13 protein-coding genes are annotated in these 20,641 nt (G+C 45.5%); 3 read left to right on the top strand and 10 right to left on the bottom strand.

Going from position 1 to position 20,641, the window contains the following annotated elements; translation table 11 throughout:
- Positions 1-3: 3 nt before the first annotated feature.
- Together PSE7367_RS08025 and PSE7367_RS08020 are read right to left on the bottom strand one after the other, a co-directional pair.
- Positions 4-642 (bottom strand): RloB family protein, encoded by a 639-nt coding sequence (locus PSE7367_RS08025; protein WP_015164872.1) that lies wholly within the window; start codon positions 640-642, stop codon positions 4-6.
- Positions 635-1,921, bottom strand: a complete 1,287-nt coding sequence (locus tag PSE7367_RS08020; protein ID WP_015164871.1) for an AAA family ATPase — start codon at positions 1,919-1,921, stop codon at positions 635-637. Before PSE7367_RS08020 ends, PSE7367_RS08025 begins: the two co-directional genes overlap by 8 nt.
- Positions 1,922-2,459: 538 nt before the next feature.
- On the opposite strand from PSE7367_RS08020, the gene gyrB reads away from it, so the two are divergent.
- On the top strand, positions 2,460-4,400 hold the full coding sequence (gene gyrB / locus PSE7367_RS08015) for a DNA topoisomerase (ATP-hydrolyzing) subunit B (protein ID WP_015164870.1): 1,941 nt from the start codon (positions 2,460-2,462) through the stop codon (positions 4,398-4,400).
- 313 nt (positions 4,401-4,713) lie between these two features.
- A complete protein-coding gene (locus tag PSE7367_RS08010) occupies positions 4,714-5,235 on the top strand; it encodes a pyroglutamyl-peptidase I family protein (protein ID WP_015164869.1) in 522 nt (173 codons plus the stop codon).
- An 89-nt stretch (positions 5,236-5,324) separates the two neighbouring features.
- Here the strand turns inward: PSE7367_RS08010 and PSE7367_RS22705 are convergent, their stop codons facing one another.
- The 6 genes from PSE7367_RS22705 to PSE7367_RS07980 form a co-directional block, all read right to left on the bottom strand.
- Positions 5,325-7,076 carry an ABC transporter ATP-binding protein gene (locus PSE7367_RS22705; RefSeq protein WP_015164868.1) on the bottom strand — a complete coding sequence of 584 codons (1,752 nt, stop codon included), beginning with the start codon at positions 7,074-7,076 and terminating at the stop codon, positions 5,325-5,327.
- A 184-nt stretch (positions 7,077-7,260) separates the two neighbouring features.
- Positions 7,261-8,241 (bottom strand): ABC transporter permease, encoded by a 981-nt coding sequence (locus PSE7367_RS08000; protein ID WP_041699311.1) that lies wholly within the window; start codon positions 8,239-8,241, stop codon positions 7,261-7,263.
- A 53-nt stretch (positions 8,242-8,294) separates the two neighbouring features.
- Positions 8,295-10,088, bottom strand: coding sequence for a sensor histidine kinase (locus PSE7367_RS07995; RefSeq protein WP_051037895.1), 1,794 nt, complete (start codon positions 10,086-10,088; stop codon positions 8,295-8,297).
- A 483-nt stretch (positions 10,089-10,571) separates the two neighbouring features.
- A complete protein-coding gene (locus PSE7367_RS07990) occupies positions 10,572-11,741 on the bottom strand; it encodes an ABC transporter permease (RefSeq protein ID WP_015164865.1) in 1,170 nt (389 codons plus the stop codon).
- An 87-nt stretch (positions 11,742-11,828) separates the two neighbouring features.
- Positions 11,829-13,040, bottom strand: a complete 1,212-nt coding sequence (locus PSE7367_RS07985) for a BMP family ABC transporter substrate-binding protein (protein WP_015164864.1) — start codon at positions 13,038-13,040, stop codon at positions 11,829-11,831.
- Between the two features lie 233 nt (positions 13,041-13,273).
- Entirely contained in the window at positions 13,274-15,568 is a 2,295-nt protein-coding gene (locus PSE7367_RS07980; protein WP_015164863.1) for a ribonuclease R family protein, read from the bottom strand.
- A 1,559-nt stretch (positions 15,569-17,127) separates the two neighbouring features.
- Here PSE7367_RS07980 and PSE7367_RS22400 point away from each other — a divergent pair.
- Positions 17,128-17,283: a hypothetical protein gene (locus tag PSE7367_RS22400; RefSeq protein ID WP_015164862.1), complete on the top strand. Its 156-nt coding sequence runs from the start codon at positions 17,128-17,130 to the stop codon at positions 17,281-17,283.
- A gap of 105 nt (positions 17,284-17,388) precedes the next feature.
- Here the strand turns inward: PSE7367_RS22400 and PSE7367_RS07970 are convergent, their stop codons facing one another.
- Both PSE7367_RS07970 and PSE7367_RS07965 read right to left on the bottom strand, forming a co-directional pair.
- Positions 17,389-18,450 (bottom strand): undecaprenyldiphospho-muramoylpentapeptide beta-N-acetylglucosaminyltransferase, encoded by a 1,062-nt coding sequence (locus PSE7367_RS07970; protein WP_015164861.1) that lies wholly within the window; start codon positions 18,448-18,450, stop codon positions 17,389-17,391.
- Positions 18,451-18,865: 415 nt separating this feature from the next.
- Positions 18,866-20,254: a hypothetical protein gene (locus PSE7367_RS07965; RefSeq protein ID WP_015164860.1), complete on the bottom strand. Its 1,389-nt coding sequence runs from the start codon at positions 20,252-20,254 to the stop codon at positions 18,866-18,868.
- Between the last annotated feature and the right edge of the window lie 387 nt (positions 20,255-20,641).

The following is a 20,641-nucleotide window of genomic DNA, read 5'->3' as shown; positions in this document are numbered from 1 at the left end:
AGACTATTTGTTCTGACCTGGTAAGTTTTTGTTCAATTCCTCAACTAGCAAATGTACTGTGGTTGAGGGATTGTCTTTTTCTGGATCAGTTGGATTGTATTGTCTAAGAAGCCTTTTTGCATTTGCGATCGCAACTTCTTGCTTATTAAGCAGCTCTTCATACATTGAATCACTATTTTTCTTATAGCTATACTCCAAATGATTCTTTAATTTGTTTTTATAATCTGAACGCGGAATACCAGTGTTTAAAAATTCAAAATGCAATATGTACCATAGCTCAAAGGCTTCATTGGAATAGGCAACTTGTATATCATGTATGCTTGCATTTTGTAGGGCATTATTGAAATTTTCGCTAGTCCAGGAATCTCGATCGAATACACACCAGACTTGATCATATTCCTCGCCTTTCTTTTCCTCTGCTTGCTTGATATTTAGAGCTTCTCTAACTAATGTTTGTGGATCTTTCCCTAAACCTTTGACATTAAGATTAAAATTTTCAGCCTTAATTTTGAGCTTAAAACTCTCGAAGTAGTTTTTCTCTGTCTTTGTCCCTTCACACACAATCAAAAAGCTTTTTCTGGTTTCCTTTGTGTCATAAGTCCTATTTTTATAGCCACGTGCTGTCTTTTTGCCTCTAGCCATGTGATTCAATCAAGTTGCTAAGATCACCGAGATAGGGGATCGCCCCGTATTTGCCCTTGATATAGTCTTTTTCAAAAGAAGCGTCTTTGCGCACTTTATATTCCGCCAGGGAGTACAAATCAGTTGCCCCGTACTGATCCTTTTCAGTGAACCAAATCTGATCTCTACGAAATAGGCGATTGTCTAGCAGGTTAGTGTCATGGGTCATAAAGATTAATTGGGCATTATTAGGGTTAGTTTCGTTAGAGTTAAACATCTCCACGATCGCTCTGCTAATCAATGGATGTAGCCTTGCATCAAATTCATCGATAATTAATACCTTGCCCTTTTTTAAAGTATCAACGAGTGGACCTGCTAAGGCAAAAATCTTTTTTGTTCCCTCAGATTCTTGATTAAGGAGCATAAATTGCTCAAGAGCAGTAAATTTTTTCTCCTTATCAAATTTCCTATGTAAAGTAATTGCAAAAGGAGTTTTATGGCTTTCACTATCTTTAATATGTTTTCTAAAATCATCTGAGAGAAATGGGGCAAGCGCATCGACTGGAAATTCAGCTTGTTCAACTCTTACATCATGAATAGCCAAATCTAAGTTTTTAATAAGCTGGATAATTTCTGCTTTATTGGTATCATTCTCTATACATTTAAGAGTGACATTCAAATAATCTTCATCTGATAAACCTGAGATTATATTAAGGTTGATTTTTATCCACCCAAGTATTCTGCTTGCAATGTCTAGGTTAAATTGATCGGAAGCTGATAAAAACAGAGCGTTTTGTCTTGTAAGTTTTTGCCTCCCCTCAGTATCATACTTTTTTGCAATATTGAATTTATCTAGTTCTCTAGTAAATAATTTAGTCTCTCTTTTAGAAGGCACATAGTAAAGCCATTCAGCAACGATCTCTTTGGGATTAACCTCAAATCCATACCTATATTGCTGAGCATCCATAAGAAAAACTATTTCAAAAAGAGAAGGTTTAGAAACAAATTCTTCATCAAGCCTAAAGTTTTCTACAGATATGTTGCTTGTGCTCTGAGTTTCTTTGGAGGAATTTAGGATGAGAGATTTCATGAAATTTAGAGCTTTTGCCAAGTTACTCTTACCACTTGCATTCGCCCCATAGATCGCAGCACTTTTGAGCAGTTTGAGCTTGTCGTCAACTGCAAAAACATTATTTTCATCCAGTTTTGGGTATTGGGCAGTAATCGGTGCAGCCACCATACTAAACGTGACTTTTTCCTTAAAAGACCTATAGTTACCAACCGTAAACTCAATCAGCATAGATCTTCTCCTTAATCATCGAATTTGAGATTTTTTCGCAAATCCATGAATTAAGATTAACAAAATTCCTCACTAAGCGCTATAAATTTAAGCCTGTTAAGATCGATATACGTACAAATAACAGAGATATAGTGTATACTCATTTGACCGATTACTATCTCACTAATTTGGCGATCGCCCAGTCAAACCACAAACAAGCAAGCAAAAAGATTTAGCCCTTGACATAGTTGTATCGAAGCGCAAAAATTACGCCATTCACGCCAAAATGACGCTGAGAGCTATTTAAGCTATAATAGGATGGCAATTTTGCTTTCAAGCTCAAAAAGCTCCTCAGGTGCGCTTAAAACAGATATTTAAGATTTGAAGTTTTTAGGATTAAAGGTCTAAGGCTCATATCCAATCATCAAAGCTAAACCATCAGAACTACGAGTATTCATACTTAATAATCCTTACACTTAAAATATTCAGATCCAATTCTCACTCCCACATATCCCCAATTAACCATTACTTGCTGATAAATAAGTAGTAGACCAAAACTATGGCAAAGACGATCGCCCCAGAGACTTATAACGCCGATAATATTCAGGTATTAGAAGGTTTAGAGCCAGTCCGCAAGCGCCCCGGCATGTACATTGGCTCTACCGGCCCCAAGGGACTACATCACCTGGTTTATGAAGTAGTTGATAATAGTGTTGATGAAGCCCTGGGTGGCTATTGCGACACGATCCTGGTCGAGCTATTGGCGGATGGCTCGGTGGCAGTAACCGACAACGGTCGGGGTATTCCTACGGATGTGCATCCGCGCACGGGTAAATCGGCATTGGAAACAGTCATGACTGTACTCCATGCTGGCGGTAAGTTTGATGGCAACAGCTACAAAGTATCTGGCGGTTTGCATGGGGTTGGGGTTTCGGTGGTTAATGCCCTCTCTGAGTGGGTAGAAGTGAGCGTTTGGCGGCAGGGCAAGTTGCATCAACAGCGCTACGAACGGGGCATTCCGATCGGTAATTTAGAAGTTTCAACCGCCAAGGATAAACAAAAGCGCGGCACTAAAGTATGCTTTATGCCCGATACCATGATCTTTGCGACTGGGATCGAGTTTGAATTCGATATCCTGGTTGGCCGGTTGCGTGAGTTGGCCTATCTCAATGCGGGGCTCAAAATTGAAATTGCCGATCGGCGCGGCGAAACCGATAAGGTCGAAACCTATCAATATGATGGTGGGATTCGTGAATATGTGTCCTATATGACCCGCGATAAGGAAGCCTTGCACCCAGAGATTATTTATATCAAGGGTGAGCGCAATGATATCCAGATCGAAGTGGCAATGCAGTGGTGCATTGATTCCTACAGCGATAATGTATTTGGATTTGCCAACAATATTCGCACCGTTGATGGTGGTACGCATCTAGAGGGGCTGAAAACAGTTTTAACCCGCACGATCAACAGCACTGCCCGTAAGCTTAAAAAGCTCAAAGATAGCGATTCTAATCTGGCTGGTGAAAACGTGCGTGAAGGCTTAACTGCGGTAATTTCGGTCAAGGTGCCGGAGCCAGAATTTGAAGGACAGACCAAGACCAAACTGGGTAATACGGAAGTGCGTGGCACGGTGGACTCATTTGTGGGTGAAGTGCTGAATGAGTTTATTGAATTTAATCCCCAGGTAGCAAGCACGATTATTGAAAAGGCACTGCAATCCTATAATGCAGCGGAAGCTGCGCGCCGTGCCCGTGAGTTAGTGCGGCGTAAGTCGGTGCTGGAATCGTCTACCTTGCCAGGTAAGCTGGCGGATTGTAGTTCCCGCGATCCTTCTGAATCAGAACTGTTCATTGTTGAGGGTGATAGTGCGGGTGGCAGTGCCAAACAGGGGCGCGATCGGCATTTCCAAGCGATCTTGCCATTGCGCGGTAAGGTACTGAACATTGAAAGGGCTGATGACAACAAGATTTATAAAAACGCCGAAATTCAAGCCCTGATCACCAGTATTGGCATGGGTATTCGTGGCGAAGAGTTTGACTTTTCCCAACTGCGTTATCACAAAATTATTCTGCTGGCTGATGCTGACGTTGACGGGGCGCACATTCGCACCCTGTTGCTCACCTTCTTCTATCGCTATCAACGCGAACTAGTGGAACAGGGCAATATTTATATTGGTTGTCCTCCTTTGTACAAGGTAGAGCGAGGTCGTAGTCATCAATATTGCTATAGCGATCGAGAGTTGCAACAAATTCTAAGTTCGTTCCCAGAGAATGCTAACTATACGATCCAGCGGTTTAAAGGTTTGGGTGAGATGATGCCTTTGCAGTTGTGGGAAACCACGATGAACCCAGAGACGCGCACCCTGAAGCAAATTACGATCGAGGATGCGGCTGAAGCGGAGCGGATTTTTACGATTTTGATGGGTGATAAGGTGGCTCCCCGCCGGGAGTTTATTGAAACCTATGGGCCAAAGTTGAATATTACTGATCTCGATATTTAATTATTTACTGTACGGCCTCGCATCTTTCAGCTCTTAACGAGATCATTTAATTACCCTTTGCTTGCAAAATAGCAGGGGTTTTTCGTTAGTGCTAGCAAACCTGTGGGAGCATGGCAATCGCCTACAAGTTTTACAATCAGGGCATTATGATTGCGCGCGAGCGATGGGATTTGAGATTATTTATGGTCGAGAATAAAAGCAAAGTTTGTAGCTATAAAATTTAATCGATCGTTTGCTCTGTTCAATTTTAGTTGCTCCGCCTAATAATCACGTGTAGTAAGCAAGCATAGCAATCAAGCACAGGAGATCAGGCATGGCCAAAACATTGATCACCTCATTTACCACCTGGAAGCCAAAGCAGCCGTCTAATTCCTCCGACGACCTACTTGATTTAATCCTGGCCCAACAAGTTACCTGCATTGCTAATCTATCTAAGGCAAAATTGCTGAGGCAGATGCCCGTTTGTTTTGAACGATCGCCCCAACTGGTGGTTGAGCAGATCGATCGACTGGTGCCCAGAACTATAATTTGCTGTGGCATGGCGGAATCTAGAGCCAGACTAACGATCGAAGCGAACGGCAAAAATCAAGCTGAGGTGCTTAATACCAACGTTGATTTGGCGGCATTAGTTGCCCCGCTATCGTTTACCGACATTAGCAATGATGCTGGACAGTTTGTATGTAACTGGCTTTATTACTCAGTGCTGAAACATATCCGCGATCGCCAACTGCCGACTAAATGCATATTTGTACATGTACCAATTTTGGACTCTAGTAATACTGCGGCGATCGCCCAGGATTTTGGCCATATTTACAACTACTTAAACGATCTTTAATACAGCAATTGCCCCAATTGTACTTAAACAATCAGAAGCAATCAGAAGCAATCAGAATTAGACTCAATAGCAATCAGAATTAGACTCAATCACATTTCCCTACCACCAGCCATATGCTGGGCAATTGTTTGCAAATTTGCTTCCTTTGTTCTGCATTCATACACCAAAGCCCCTTCACTGATCACCAACAGGCGATCGCTCAGGGTTAATAACTCATCGAGGTCATCGCTGACTAACAAAATGGCTACGCCCCGATCGCGGGCTGCTTTTAGTTTTTGGCAGATATGATCAACCGCTGTGAAATCCAAACCAGTAAAGGGGTTTACCGCAATCAAGAGCTTGATTTTTGCTGAGCCTAACTCCCTGGCCAACACCGTGCGCTGAATATTACCACCGGATAAATTAGTAATCGACTGATCGATCGAGGCAGTTTTGATTGCAAAGGCATCAACTAATTTTTGGGCGAAGTAGCGAATCGATCGATACATAATCATCCAGCCCTTTGCTAAGGGTGGGCGATCGAAACCCCTTAGTGCCAAATTCTCGGCCACACTCATGGTTGAGACACAAGCATTTTTAAGTGGTTCTTCTGGCAATGCAAAAATCTGATGCTGCTGGATTTGCGATCGCTTTGCCTGATAGGCCTCCCCATTGACCAAAATTTCCCCACTCACTGCCTGCCGCTGGCCAAATAGCACTTCCATTAGTTCTTTCTGGCCGTTGCCAGCGACTCCGGCGATCGCCACGATCTCACCACCATATACCGCTAGATCAACCTGATGAACAGCGATCTTGCCCTGATCAGATCGAACGGTGATCTGGTCAAGCTGCAAAACTGGTTTAGCTTTTGGCTTCTTTTTCACTGGGGATGGCTGCGAAAAACGATCGCCATTGGTGGACTTATTTGCGCCGTTGTTGCTGGAGGTAGGCAATCGGTTGCTGTCCACAATTGGTAAGTTCGCGGAGCCGTTATGTTTGGCGATCGGTCTAGCTCCATTGGTGCCAGGGAGAACGCTTTGAGTTAGTTCGGGATGATTCTGCTCAGCGATCACTGCCCGCTGTAACGCGACTTGCTCACCCACCATCAGCGCCGCCAAATCTGCCACCCCAAAATCCTTGACCAGGCCAGTGCCAGCTAGTTTGCCGTGTCGTAATACGGTAACGCGATCGCAATAGGTCAGCACTTCCCGGAATTTATGGGTAATCAATAACACCGATAATTGTTGTTGTTTCACCATCTGTTGCAACAGGGTCAGCACTTCATCGGCTTCATCGGGCAGCAACACTGAAGTCGGTTCATCCAGAATCAAAATACGATTACCCAGATATAGCTGCTTGAGAATCTCCAGCTTTTGTTTTTGGCCAGCACTCATTTGCCCCACCACCAAATCTAATCGCATGGGGAAAGGGGATTGCTGCATAAAGGCCGCTAATTTTTGCCGTTCCCGCCGCCAATTAATTATTTGCTGGCCATCTAACCTGGCTAAAACCAGATTTTCAGCGATCGTCATGGCTGGAATCGAAGTAAAGCTTTGATAAACCATACCAATACCCAGCTTCTGCGCCACCTGGGGGCTAGTAATCTGGCGCGATCGGCGATCGATCAAAATTTGCCCCGCATCAGGGCGATAAAAACCAATTAAGCATTTCACCAGGGTGCTTTTACCAGCGCCATTTTCACCCAACAGGGCATGAAAAGAGCCAGGCTCAAGGTGTAGCGATACCTGCTCAAGCGCCGTAAACTGACCAAATTGTTTACAAATTGCGATCGCTTCTAGTTGGGGCAAACCACCTTTGCTGACAGGATCAATATGTGCAAGATTAATTTTACTTGGTGACATATTTTTGCAATCCATTCCCAAATCAAGACCTGGCTGTTTTTGGTGGTTAACTTTCCTGGCTCTATTAGCGCAAATCTAATCCGCAATTAGAGTATTTGATTTGATCAGATAATCAGACCTGATTTTGACTGTTTGCTTATAACTTTTGTTTATAACCTCTTTATCTAAATGCTAGATGCTACGGCTAAGAGGCAGGCGGATCGATTATGCCCAATGCCCCAGGCGCACCATTCAGAGTGCGATTAGCCGAACTGGTAAATATCATAATCAGCAGCGTTAGGATGTATGGTGTAGCATTAAACAAATAATACAAAGATTTAATTCCCACTGCCTGTAGAGCTGGGCCGATCGCCTGGGCACCACCAAATAACAGCGCCGCATACAAACAATTGAGCGGTTGCCAACGCGCAAAAATCACCAGTGCCACTGCCATCAAGCCCTGGCCATTGGAAATTTGCTCTGTCCAAAGCCCAGGATAATAAAGCGACAAACAAGCGCCACCAATTCCCGCCAAGCTGCTGCCAACCACAATACAAACTAGCCGCACCGTTTTAACGGAAATACCCATTGCCCTGGCCGCATCAGGCCGATCGCCCACTGCTCTGACAATCAAGCCCGATCGGGTGGAACCAAACCACCATTGCATCCCCACCGCCAGCAGGATGCCAGCCAGAAACAGGGGACTAATTTGCAACGCTGCTTGCACTACGGGCAGATCGCTCCAACTGCCCAATTGTAGGGTTGGTAATTGGGGGGCAGCGGGTTGAATGAACGGCTTACCCAGGAAAAAGGCTAGACCACTACCAAAAATGATCATGGCGATCCCCACTGCCACATCATTTATGCGAGGTTGAATTACCAGCAAGCCATGAATTAAGCCCAACATTGCCCCAGCGATCGCCGCAACGATTACCCCCAACCAGGGCGCGACTGGCATCAACCATGCCATCTGCCAATTTGCGATCGCCTCACTACTCAGATAAGAAACCCCATAGGCACTCATTGCCCCCATAATCAAAGTGCCTTCTAGACCCAGATTAATTTTGCCACTCTTTTCGGTCAGGCATTCGCCCAGGCTCACCAACAAAAATGGCGCACTGCCGCGTAGAATCCCCGCCACTATGGCCAGAGGCACTCCCCACCAACCGATCGCCGTTGACTCAATTGCCAACCTTCACTCCTTTCAAATTTTTAAATCAAGCAAATTGACTATGGTGATTATACTGAAACATTAATCTGTTCAGATTGAGTGGATTTATCAGAAGTGGGAAAAGGTAAATCAGCTTGTTTAATTGGTAAGGCGATTGTAAATTCTGTGCCCACTCCCAACTCAGAGGTGCAGGTTAGAGTGCCGTGGTGTTTTTCGGTAATCATTTGATGAGAGATTGATAAGCCTAAGCCAGTACCAACGCCCATTGGTTTGGTGGTGAAGAAAGTTTCAAATATTTTAGTTAAGTGCTCTGGTGCAATGCCAACGCCATTGTCGGCGATCCGAATCTGCACCCAATTACGATCTTTCCGTTCAGTTGTGATTGTGATTTTCCCTTCATTCTCGGCTTTCTCTTGCACCGCATCCAGGGCATTGCTAAGGATGTTCATAACCACCTGGAACAATGAACCAGAGAAGGCTTCGATCGCGGGAATATCACCGTAGTTGCGTTTGATCTCTACTTGGTTCTTGATCCGGTTGTTGAGGATTAAGAGGGTGCTATCGATCGCATCATGGATGTCAACTGGATGCGCTTGAGATTCATCAATGCGGGAGAAATTCTTGAGGCTCAAGACAATTTTGCGGGCGCGATCGGCACCGATTTTCATTGATTCTAATAACTTAGGCAAGTCTTCAGCCAGGAAATCGAGATCCACTTCTTCGAGCTTTTCTTCAACCACTGGCGAAGGGCTAGTAGTTTCAGCTTGATATGTATCAATTAGATCAAACAAGTCCTGGGTATAGTTATTGGCATGGGCAAGATTGCCATAAATAAAATTAACTGGGTTATTAATTTCATGGGCAACGCCCGCCAACATTCTGCCCAAACTAGACATTTTTTCGCTTTGCAATAGTTGCTCTGCCGTTGCTGCTTTTTGTTCTTCCAGCAGCCGTTTTACCCTGGCGATCAATTCATTGAGGGTAGTGGTCAGCTCCGCGACTTCACCACCGGTAGTAATTGGCGCTCGCAAATCGAAGTCAGATTCTTTGATCACCTGTTTGGCAACCTTGTTGGTAGCTTGAAGCGGACGCACGATCGCGCGACTGGTTAGGACTGCGATGACGATGGCAATTACGATCGAAATGAGCATACTGCCAAAAATAATCAGGCCTCTGGTATTCTCAGCAACTGCCAGGGCAGATACAGCTTGCTGCTCATGAACTTCAACCTTGGCAATGAGGGTGTCGAGCAGTCGATTGAAATCCCTTAAGTCTTTAATTGAAATATTCCGATTAAACTCAACTAGCTGTGCTTCCATGTCTGCTAAGTCTTCCTGCAGGACTCGTTCAGGGGGGATTTGCGCTAGTAATTCTTTTGTGTCAGCCAGATAGGCTCCTCCCGTGCGATCGTATTTGGAAACCACATTACCTAGCGCTTGGATATCTTCATCCTGGCTATGCAACTCATCTGAACCCTCTTTGGCATATAAATCCTGGAGTTGCTGCCACGTATCCTCAATAAAGACAATGGTTGCTTGATATTCTGTATATTCCTCTTCATATTCATTCGGGCTCCCCAATGCTGCAAACAAATGGGTTTCGTGGCCAGGTAGGTCTGAGAAAGCATTTCTAAAGCCAAAGATGAGCTTGGCTTCTTCCGCAGCATGGGTTCGATAATTTTGAGCACCACTTTGATAAGCATTACCAACTAAAACCCCACCCAAATTACCAAGTACGGCTACACCCAGAGCCGCAAAATAACCAAGGCTGATTTTTTTGCTAATACTAAGGCGATCGAACCAATTAAGCTTGGTTTTGGAGTCTGATTGATGGTGCTCAGATTCGGCGTTTAAATTTGTCATGGTCATGCTAATTCAGTTAAATTCAGGTCAATCGATCTGGTCAATGAATACAAAAGGCTAATCAGCAACAAAGATGAGGCTGATCCAAATAAGGCAACTTGAACGATCGTAAATGCCCGATTAGCTCAGATAATCCCACCGTTTGGTGCTCAAAAACTCTCTGTTAAAAATTATTCCCACATCTAGTTAACCCACTGGTTGGCTTAACTTAGTCAACATGCAACAATTTAACTGCGTAAATATGGTTTCGGCCAGCTTAGAAATGATGACCCATTGCCAGCCAATCACTAGCATTTGCCCCCGCCAATTTAAGCAAATCATTTAAGCAGACAATATCAGGTAACTATTGCCGACTATTGCTCGCACACATATACTTAACTACTAATCATAACCATAGCAAAAATAGACCTAGGTTAAGAAAAGTTAAATAACCAGCCATCAATAGTTCCATCAATAGCTAGGGTTAGGCAACATTCTTGAAAATCAACCCTGGGGCGTTGCTCCGCTCTCATGCTCCGCCAATTGATCTAATGAATCAGGTTGCATTGTGCCCAGGAGGCGATCGTAAAAAGTCTCGCTGGCCAGCACACATAGAAACATAATGCCCTGGAATACTAAAACCGTTGCATTGGGTAAGTCATGGGCTCGCTGCAAGATCCCACCACTGGCGATGATGCCGCCCAGCAAGGTCGAAACCACGATCGCAGCCAGGGGATTATGACGAGCTACAAATGCCACCAGAATGCCGCTGTAGCCATAATTAGCATTGAGCGCTTGCGAAATTCGGCCATGCACCGCCGCAACCTCCACCATTCCCGCCAACCCTGCACAGGAACCAGCCAGAAAACAAATAATTATGGTGAGCCTGCCCACAGGTAAGCCGATCAATCGCGCGGTTCGCTCGTTGCCGCCCACACTGCGCACCGCAAAGCCAAAGGTCGTATGCTGAATTAAAACATAGGCGATCGCGCAGGCCACCAACCCATAGACCAGCCCAAGATGAATACGGCTATTGGCAATGTCAGCCAGGGCAATATGAGCAGCGATCGGTAGGCTGGCGGGGCGATTGAGGGAGGCCGGATCGCGCATTGGCCCTTCGACCAAATAATTAAGCAGGGCGATCGCAATATAATTGAGCAGCAGTGAGCTAATCGTTTCATTCACACCGCGATAGTGCCGCCAGAGCCCAACCAGGGCAATCCAAACTCCACCAGCCCCAATCCCAGCCGCAGCCATGCCAATTTGCGCCACTAGCGGGGCTGCTTGTTCTAGTGCCAAACCAACAATCAAAGCGGCAATGCCACCAATGATTAAAGCGCCTTCATTACCAATAATAATTAAGCCAATTCTGGCCGGTAGCGCCGTACAAAGAGCGGTCAACATCAACGGCGCCGATCGCAGCAGGGTATTCTGCCAGGCGCTCCAACTACCAAACGCAGCCCGATAGATGGCAGCAAACACACCCGTAAGCTGGCATTGAGTCAAGGGCAGATTAATTACCAGTGGACTAGTATTATTGCCACAATTAAGGCCGATCGCCTCAGCCCCAGCGATCGCAACGAATCCGCCGAATATAACTATTGCCACCAACACAGCCATAATCGGCAGCAGGATCGCAACAATTGTGGATCTCAGGCGATAGGAATTGAGCATGATCTGAGCGTTATTCCTGATCAAAAAGAGTTCAAGAAAAGATTTGCCTAACTCTGGTATTAAAACCCTCTGTTGATCGAATTACAACTAGCTTGAAGGACTACCAATCACCCCTTCCACCAACCAGTCCATTTTTACCAGGGCTGGATCATCGCGCTGCATCTGCGTGTCAGCCGCGATCAACACCTCTCCCTGATTACTTCTGATTTCGCCAGCATAGATCAAGCGATCGCCAGCGATCAATTCTGCCCTGGCCTGCTCTACAGCCTGCTGAGCCACCGAGTCCACCATTGCACCATAGGGAGCCAGATCACAAAAACCCTCTGCCAAACCACCGCTCATGGTGCGGGGAATACTGCCATCAATCACCGATTGCCCCGCTAGAATCATCTCAGCATAATTGGTATAGATATTAGTCCAATCCCAGATCGCGCCGGTCACATAGCCATTGGGAGCGAGTGCCGCTTGATCGGTATGATAACCACAGATGAGGATGCCACGCTTTTCGGCTGTTTCTACTACCGCCTTAGGGCTATCAACATGACAGGTCACCAACTCAATTCCTTGATCTACCAGACTATTGGTGGCTTCTGCTTCCTTAATTGGTTCTGACCAATTACCCGTGAATACCACCTGGACAGTGGCATCGGGGTTAATCGATCGCGCCCCCAGGGTAAAGCTATTGATGTTGCGTAAAACCAGCGGAATTGGTTTGGCGGCCACAAAGCCGAGTTTGCCACCGGTGGCGACATGGGCAGCGGCAATCCCAGCCAGATATTGAGCTTCGTCAATGTAACTAAAATAGGTGCCAATATTATCCGGATGAACTCCAGCCTGGAACAGACTACCAAAGTGGAAAAACTGCACCTGATTAAATTCGCTGGCTAGTTCCACAATGTAGGGATCAAAATAACCAAAGGAGGTGGGAAAGATTGCATTAGCGCGATCCAGTTCAATCATGCTGCGCATTGTCTCCGCTACCGCATTTGTTTCTGGCACATTGGCTTCTTCTACAATCTGCAGATTGGCGATCGCAGTTAGACTCTGGGCACCGATCGAATGGGCTTGGTTATAGCCAAAGTCATCTTTAGAACCAACATAAATAAAACCAATTGTGGTGCGATCGGTTGGTGATTCTGATTCTGGATTGGGTGGATCTGGCTCAGAACTACTGCTGACAGGGCGATCGGCATTGTTGCTGCATCCTGTCCAAAGCTGAGCAGAAACACCAAAAGTTGCAGTCGCAATTAGACCCCGGATTAACTGGCGACGGGGGATGAATATTTTATTTTTGCGCAATTTATCTCTCCCTGAAATCAAGCAAAAGCCAAGCACACACTAAAGCTTATATTAGCGTGAGTTGAAGGTTTGTTGACGGTTGACGGTTATGTAAAGTGTTGATTAGCAGCCTAATCCGGTCTAATCCTAATGTGGACTAATACTAATAACTAATACTAATAGTGGACTAAAATCAGTCTGCTTCAACATTTGACCGTCTAATCTGGGGTGATTAAAGAAAGCGATCGCGCTATTTATTCCTCTGATTGGTCTGTCGTAGCGGCTAGCTCAGTGGTTGCAGCCTCAACTTTAGCGGGTTCAGCCCCATTTTCAGCTACCACCCCTTCCGGTGGAATTGCCACCAGGTCAATTTGCTGACGGTAATAATCTACACTCTTGACCTGTACCTCAACCCGATCGCCCAGGCTATATTGTCTACCGCTACGTCTGCCTACCAACACGGTTTGCTGGCGATTCTTATTTTTATTATTAGTTTGCGGGAATTCATACCAATCATCTTTGAGCGAGCTGACATGAACTAAACCTTCCACCAAAAGCGACTCTATTTCCACAAAGAAGCCATAGGATTGCACGCCAGTGATGATGCCAAAGAAGTTCTGGCCAGTTCTCGCTTGCATATATTCAGCCTTTTGGAGCCCCTCTAAATCATTACGGGCTTTGATCGCCAGGTCTTCTTTCTGGCTAATGCGTGGTGCCAGCAGCTCAATGGTGCTTCTGATCTGGCGCTCCAGTTCGGTGGGCAACACACTCCAGCTAATCTGACCATGACAGCTAGAACTACGCAGATCGACTCCTTCCTTGCTGCGGCTACTACGGCGATCGCGGCCTTCCGCAAATAGGGCATGTAAGAGCCTTTGTGCCAGGATATCGCTGTAGCGGTGACGGGGATTGACCACATGGATATAGGGAGTGCCTTCAAGCGCCAATCCAAAGTTAGGGCCAGACTCAGTACCATATTCACCGGGACGGAGCACCGACAAAAATAGATACTTGAGAATATCGCGGCTGTTGTGATCGTCCAGTTCGGCAATTTTAGCCAGACATTCCTGGTAATCGCTCGCCCGGATCACCTCTGGTTGCTCTAGCTCGATCTTAGCTCCCATACTTTCGAGCAGTCGTTGTTTTTCTTCAAACTTGCTCATTTCTGGCATGTTTTGCACCCGCAGCATAGAAGGCAACGCCAATCGATGCAGGTGAGAGGCCATTTCGAGATTGGTACGAATCATAACTTCTGCCACCGCACCATACACCGGCATTGATTCAGGAATCACCGGAATCCCCTGCGCACCATCATCTGGCTCTTGGATCGATGACTCGGTGCAGCGATCGGGCAGGGTAATGGTCAAACCACCTGGTCGCTGTTGGCGCAGCAGTTCACCCACGGTCATAATGTTTTCCAGGAGGGCTTTGAGATTCCCATCCGTCTTCACATCATTGTTTAAAATCGCCTGCGCCTTGGCATAGTCAATTTGATGATCAACTGCAACTATGCTGGGTTGAATCTCCATGCCTTTAATTGCACCATCTTGATCTAGATTCAGCAACAAAGAAATAGTAAGGCGTTCCGATTGCCCAAAAACTTCGATTTCTGGCAGCATCGGAATCAGGCTCTTGCCCAAATAAATTGTGCGTAAGCGCCGCTTGGCCAGTCGATCGAGCGGTGAATCAGCTTCAATATAAGCACTCACATCCTGAATGTGCACACCCAGTTCCCAACCCGCCGGTAGCTTGGTTAACGAAATGGCCGCCGCATTACCGATTTCAACCGCAAACTGCTTACGCAGATCCTGGCGATCTTTATGATCGCTCTTGCGCACAGACTTGGGTAGATCCGCCGCCGCCTGACGTAATTCTTCACTGAAGCGGAGCGGCAGGTTATGTTTACAGCACACCAGCGCCACATCAGCGGTGGATTCTGGATCACTGCCCAGGATCTGCACCACTTTACCCAATGGCAGGTGCTTACCCAGGGGATAGCGCACCATTTCCACATGCACCAGCTTATCGATCGCCGCGCCTAGATCTTCAATATCGTCTGTTTCGGTCAGATCAATTTCAAACAATAACCGATCGTCGAGGGGCATCGCCCGATAGCCAGCATCAACTTTTTTCACCTTCGCCAACATAGTTGGGTTAGCACGATCGACAATTAACCGCACCTCACCTTCGGGGCTCTTTTTACGCATTCCATCACGGGTGACCCGCACCAAAACGCGATCGCCGTTCCAGGCATTGCTGAGATTACTCTCTTTAATATAAATATCTTCAGTTCCCTCTTCGTCTTGGATTGCAAAGCAAAACCCCTTGCTAGAGCAGCGCAGACGACCTTCAACCACCCCATCTTCACTCACTCGTCGATAGCGTCCCTTATCCTTTTCCAAAATGCCCACTTTCTCCAGGGCATCCAGGGTCACCTGGAGCATCCGCACGCCTTCGTCGCTAATGCCTAATTTCTTTTCTACTGCTTTAGGTGCAACCAGTTTGCCATCGGAAAAGCTATCTAATAGTTCAGCAATCGAGAATTCCATGAGGTGACTTTCTATTATTTTTATTACTTATGCAATTTATTGAGATGCGATTTATTGATCCAATCCCAGCCCTGTGCAATATGTGCAAAGGAATTGAAGGGCAGCAGGCATCTGCGAATTGGTTTGATGCAACCTATTTTGATCAGTTTTTGATCAGTCGAAGCCCTAACTAAGTTAGTGCTGGCCGAAGCGGAAATTTGATCGGTGGCGTTAGTGAGCATGGTTGCTCATGCAATTTGCGTAGGCCAATCCAGCAAGAAAGGGTAAGCAGCTAATAGATCGCACACAATCTAAATTTAGTCAAGGATTAGCGGCGATCGCCAAGCCCAGAGGCAATGGAGTACATACACAATCAAATGCTATGACTCAGTTCGTTCGATCGCTTGCCACAGATACCCAGATACCCACCCTATGACCTTAGGAACTAACGAATCAAAACCGATCTAGATAGACGATTCAAGCCAATTCAAGCCATAGTTGCGTGGGTGTAGCTTTGGCCAATTAGTAGACAATCCTGCGTGACTTTATTGCTAGTCATACATTATGTCCGATCGATCGCCCTACCTGCATAACTAGAATATGGAGCTATGCAAGAACAAGCTGCCGTAAATACGAAATATGCATCACACATATCTTGGTCGCTGTCATTTCGCTGATTTGGCTCTAGCCAAGGAAAACCCAGCTATAAAAATTCCTTAATTGGTTCCAGCCTTAGTTCAGGTTACACCATTTGTTAAAGCTAAGGCTTCACAAACAAATCGCTGCAAAACCCTAACCACAAAATGACTTTTGTTGAATCTGGTCATTGGTACAAAAATGCTACATATCAAGCATGTCTCGATCGCAATTACCAAACCTATATAAACAAACCCTGTTGATTTATTTATACAGACAACAAATTTAGGTTAGCACCATTTGTATATAAGCTTACCTTATATTTCTTTTGATTTGAATCATTTGTTACAGTTTCCCCATAAACCTTTTCTAGTATTGTTTTAAGCAATTTATTGTCCAGACCAGATCAATAGAAATCTTGCCAAGGCAATGCATGAAAATGTCAGGATTTCGCCACTACTAACGGCTGAAATTAGGATTTCGGGGATGCAATGTAAGTAGATGTAATGCAATAGGCACCCAGCATTTATTGAGAGATGAAGCAGTTTCTAGTTTCTATCAGTGTAGTTTGTTGAAGCGGGCTACAGGTTTGCTCTAGAACCACCAAATAATAATTGCTGAAGCTAATAAGAGTCTAATTTTGGGGAGGAAGGTCGGTTTCCCCGATCGCTGGGCAGTAGCAAGATAGAGTCAAGAATGCTAGCTTAGAGATAGAAAGAACAATTTGATTGTATTGGGGTAGAGAACATTTAAGATTTGCGATCGTCTCTATCTAGTAGAGATAACGAGATTAGGTCTTAGCTCAAATCCTTTTTTCTAAATATCAACAGATCAACCACGATCATGATGCTCCGGTGGCATCTGCTGGCAACAATTGTAGCAAGCCTTATATAGTAAATAGTAAACTTCTTGCCCAAATGCTCAAGCAACGGAGATAAAGACCAATGGCACAACGACTGAAACGCTGGGAATCACCCCGCAAGACTGGCCGCAACATTAAAGGCAGAGGCGGCACTGCTCGGCTGCGGCAAATTAAAAAACAACAACAGCAACTACGCAAAAAGTTGAAGGAGGGTGATGCCTCCTTTTTTGTTGCTTGATCAGAGCAATGCCCGACCAATTTAAATGTGGGGGCTTGCAATCCAGACGGAGTAACTACTCGATCAAAGCAGCAATGATTATAATTTTCGTGGTGAACCAGTAATTTACTCACTGGCTAGTTGATCGATTATCTTCACGATCGCATCAATACTATTCGTTACGGTGCTATTGCTCATCCGATCGATATATTCCTGGCGCTGTTGCCAAAGCTGCTCGATCGCCATTTGCAAACTAGTCTGGTTTAAATCTTGCTCAAATAAAACCGCACTATAACCTTGCTTTTGAAAAGATTTGGCATTTAAGATCTGATCGCCTCGGCTGGAAGCTCTGGGCAAGGGAATTAATAAATGGGGTTTACGCAATGCCAAAAGTTCAAAGATTGAATTAGCGCCAGCCCTGGAAATAACTAGATCGGCCATTGCCAGAATATCCGCTAGTTCCGTGCCTAAATATTCAAACTGGCGGTAGTTGGGCATATTTGCTAAGCCTGGGTCGAGGTTGCCTTTGCCGCAACTATGCACGATCTGAAACTGGTTAGTTAGCTCTGGTAGGCGATCGCGCACTGCTTGATTAATTCGCGCCGATCCTGAACTACCACCGATCGCCAGTAACACCGGCAAATCCTGCGTGAATTCACAAATCTTGCGTCCCTGCTGTCTATCCCCCTGCAAAATTTCCGGACGGATTGGCAAGCCAGTTACGATCGCGGCGGGCAAATGTTGCTGGGTTTCGGGAAAAGTAACACAAATTTGACTGGCAAAGGGCAGGGCGATCTTATTCGCTAATCCTGGCGTAATATCGGACTCATGGATAATTACTGGAATGCGATTGAGCCAACAGGCCAGAATCACAGGCACAGTCACAAAGCCACCCTTGGAAAAAACCAGCCTGGGCTTAATTTGGCGTAGCAGGAAAAATGCTTGCAACGTCCCCCACAACACCTTAAATGGATCGATAAAGTTTTGCCAATCGAAATAGCGCCTTAGCTTGCCGGAGGCGATCCCATGAAAAGGTAGATCTAGCGCCTGGATCAATTGCCGCTCGATGCCGCGATCGGAGCCAATATATTCAATTTGCCAGTTTTCGGCCTCTAGCTGACTAATTAAGGCAATATTTGGGGTGACATGTCCGGCTGTACCACCGCCAGTGAGGACAATTTTCTTCAATTTTTCTGCCCAATTGTTGATCTGTTCTAACTATAAGCTGGGCGATCGAAATCACCGCATAGTTAGCATTTTAGTTAGATATCTACATGTCTGCGATCTACTAAATAAATACTGCTAATTCAAAATGAGTTTGATAACTTTTTAATAAAGCCTAATAACGCCTAAATTAGCATTGCATAATCAAGGAAGGGAAGTGTTGCCGTCAAAAATCTCGAACGCTTGTTTGATTTGAGCCTGACCGATCGCATGGTCGTTCAATCATCCCACTAATGTGCAAAGCCCCTAAATTGTCGTTACTGGCGATCGCCTGAAATCCCTGCCACAACCTTAGCGATTGTTTTGCATCGAATCAACGTTAATTCACTATCAGCAGGCCGCCCAGACTCCACTCATATCAAAATATCAAAAGAGCATCTTAAGCAGAAATCACCTGAGAAGGCGAAAGCCCTTGTAAAGAAGCCTTTCTAGTTTCAAATAACTGCAAAACTCCCGCACTGACACTCTCGACAATAAAGGGATCGCAATCACCAAGAAACTCCTCCGCCGAAGCATTCTCTGCAAAAAAGTCTTTGCATTTTAAAATCAGGCGACGAATCTCGCGGAAACCCAGCCGCTTCACCATAAAGGTGGCCACAGGGGAATGCCGGATGTCATAGGACGAATCGAGGGTACGTCCTTTTTCTAATAATGTTAGAACCTCAAGCTCTAGGTCTGTTTCTGGTTCATGAGAATTATGCACATAGGGCAAAAACTGCTCCAGACTGTAGTTATCTGGATTTTCTGGCGTGGGCAGTTCCCCCATCATGGTAGAAATTGGTGTGTTATGGCCAATCCTCAGCGAAAGTGCTTCCAGGACTGTAATTGAGGTGAGTTTACTGCCCAAATAAAGCTTGCCCACTTCAATATTCCGCCTGGTGCGATCGATTAGCCCCTGGTAGGTTTGCGCGTCAGGATAGCCGGCAAATTGCTGAAATACCCGCTCTGGCTCCAGAAAACTCAAAAAGCCCTCCATTTTTTGGAGCGATCGCCGATAGCCATGCACCGTATAGGAATTGACATACTTGAGATCGTGATTTGTCTCTGGCAATAAATTCCAGGTGTTATTCAGGAAATGAGAGGCATTGGGATTGGCAAAGTTTTCCACATCCCGATTGGCCAATCGTACCGATCGCAACACCAATGCTTCTAAATCGGCATCGGTGTAACCCAGGTAGAAACCCTTGTTAACTTGGCGCATCCTGACCAGCAAAGCATCACCAACCGAGGTGCCATCGGCAAATTTGGGCCGAAACGGAATCGTCATTTCAATACAAGCGGCGATCGCGGCAATTACCTTTTCCGCCAACGAGGTTTCCAGGCACTTCGCACAGATCACCGCACTCAAAAACTCATTTTGGCCAGCGGTGGGCTGCAAGGGTTGCGATGGCGAAAAGTTAAAAATCTGCAATACCATCTCAAACATGCGATCGGCGGGTAGATCCTGGCGATCGTTGATGACCAGTTGACCATTTTCCTCGTGGATAAATGGGGCAATAAACCGACCAATATTGACGCTCACCCCCTGATCAACCTGGACATAGACTAAATCATGGAATAATGCCGCCAGAATTTCGATCGCATCACCACCCTCACCCACCTCAAAGATATGATTGGGCGTGTGAAAGTAGCGCCAGGGGCCAGTCATGGCCTGAATAATCAGATTGGCAGTCTTGGCCAACCGATCGTTATCGGCGGTACCGCCAAGTTGCCTGGTTGCCCAAATTAATTTGTCTAGGCAGCGCGTGTAATCTTTTCCATCAGCCATCAAGCCTTCAGTGCCTCCAAATTGCGATCGCAGTTACTCTGTGGTTTTCTAACAGCAGTTATAGACTTTAACTCGCCTGCCCTAATCAATTTGGCTTCTTATGGATTATTCCTAGCAATAATTAGACCCTGGTTAAGCTCTAATTATTTGTTAATTTAGATTGCACCTTAACTCAGTACACACAATGTAGATATTTCAAATACCACCTGTAATTACCAAGAAAATCCTAAATAATATAATAATATTAATATAATAATATTTAGATAGAAACCTTGTTGATGCTGGATATATCTAACGCTTAACTCTTAGCAAAAACTGCTAGCTGGTCCGCAAACTATGTTTATTCCTGGCCAGCACTTTTCCCTTAGATCTAATAGATCTAAAATA

It is taken from the genome of Pseudanabaena sp. PCC 7367 (genome assembly GCF_000317065.1).
GTDB classification, from domain to species: domain Bacteria; phylum Cyanobacteriota; class Cyanobacteriia; order Pseudanabaenales; family Pseudanabaenaceae; genus Thalassoporum; species Thalassoporum mexicanum.
This window is presented reverse-complemented; position numbering and strand designations above follow the sequence as displayed.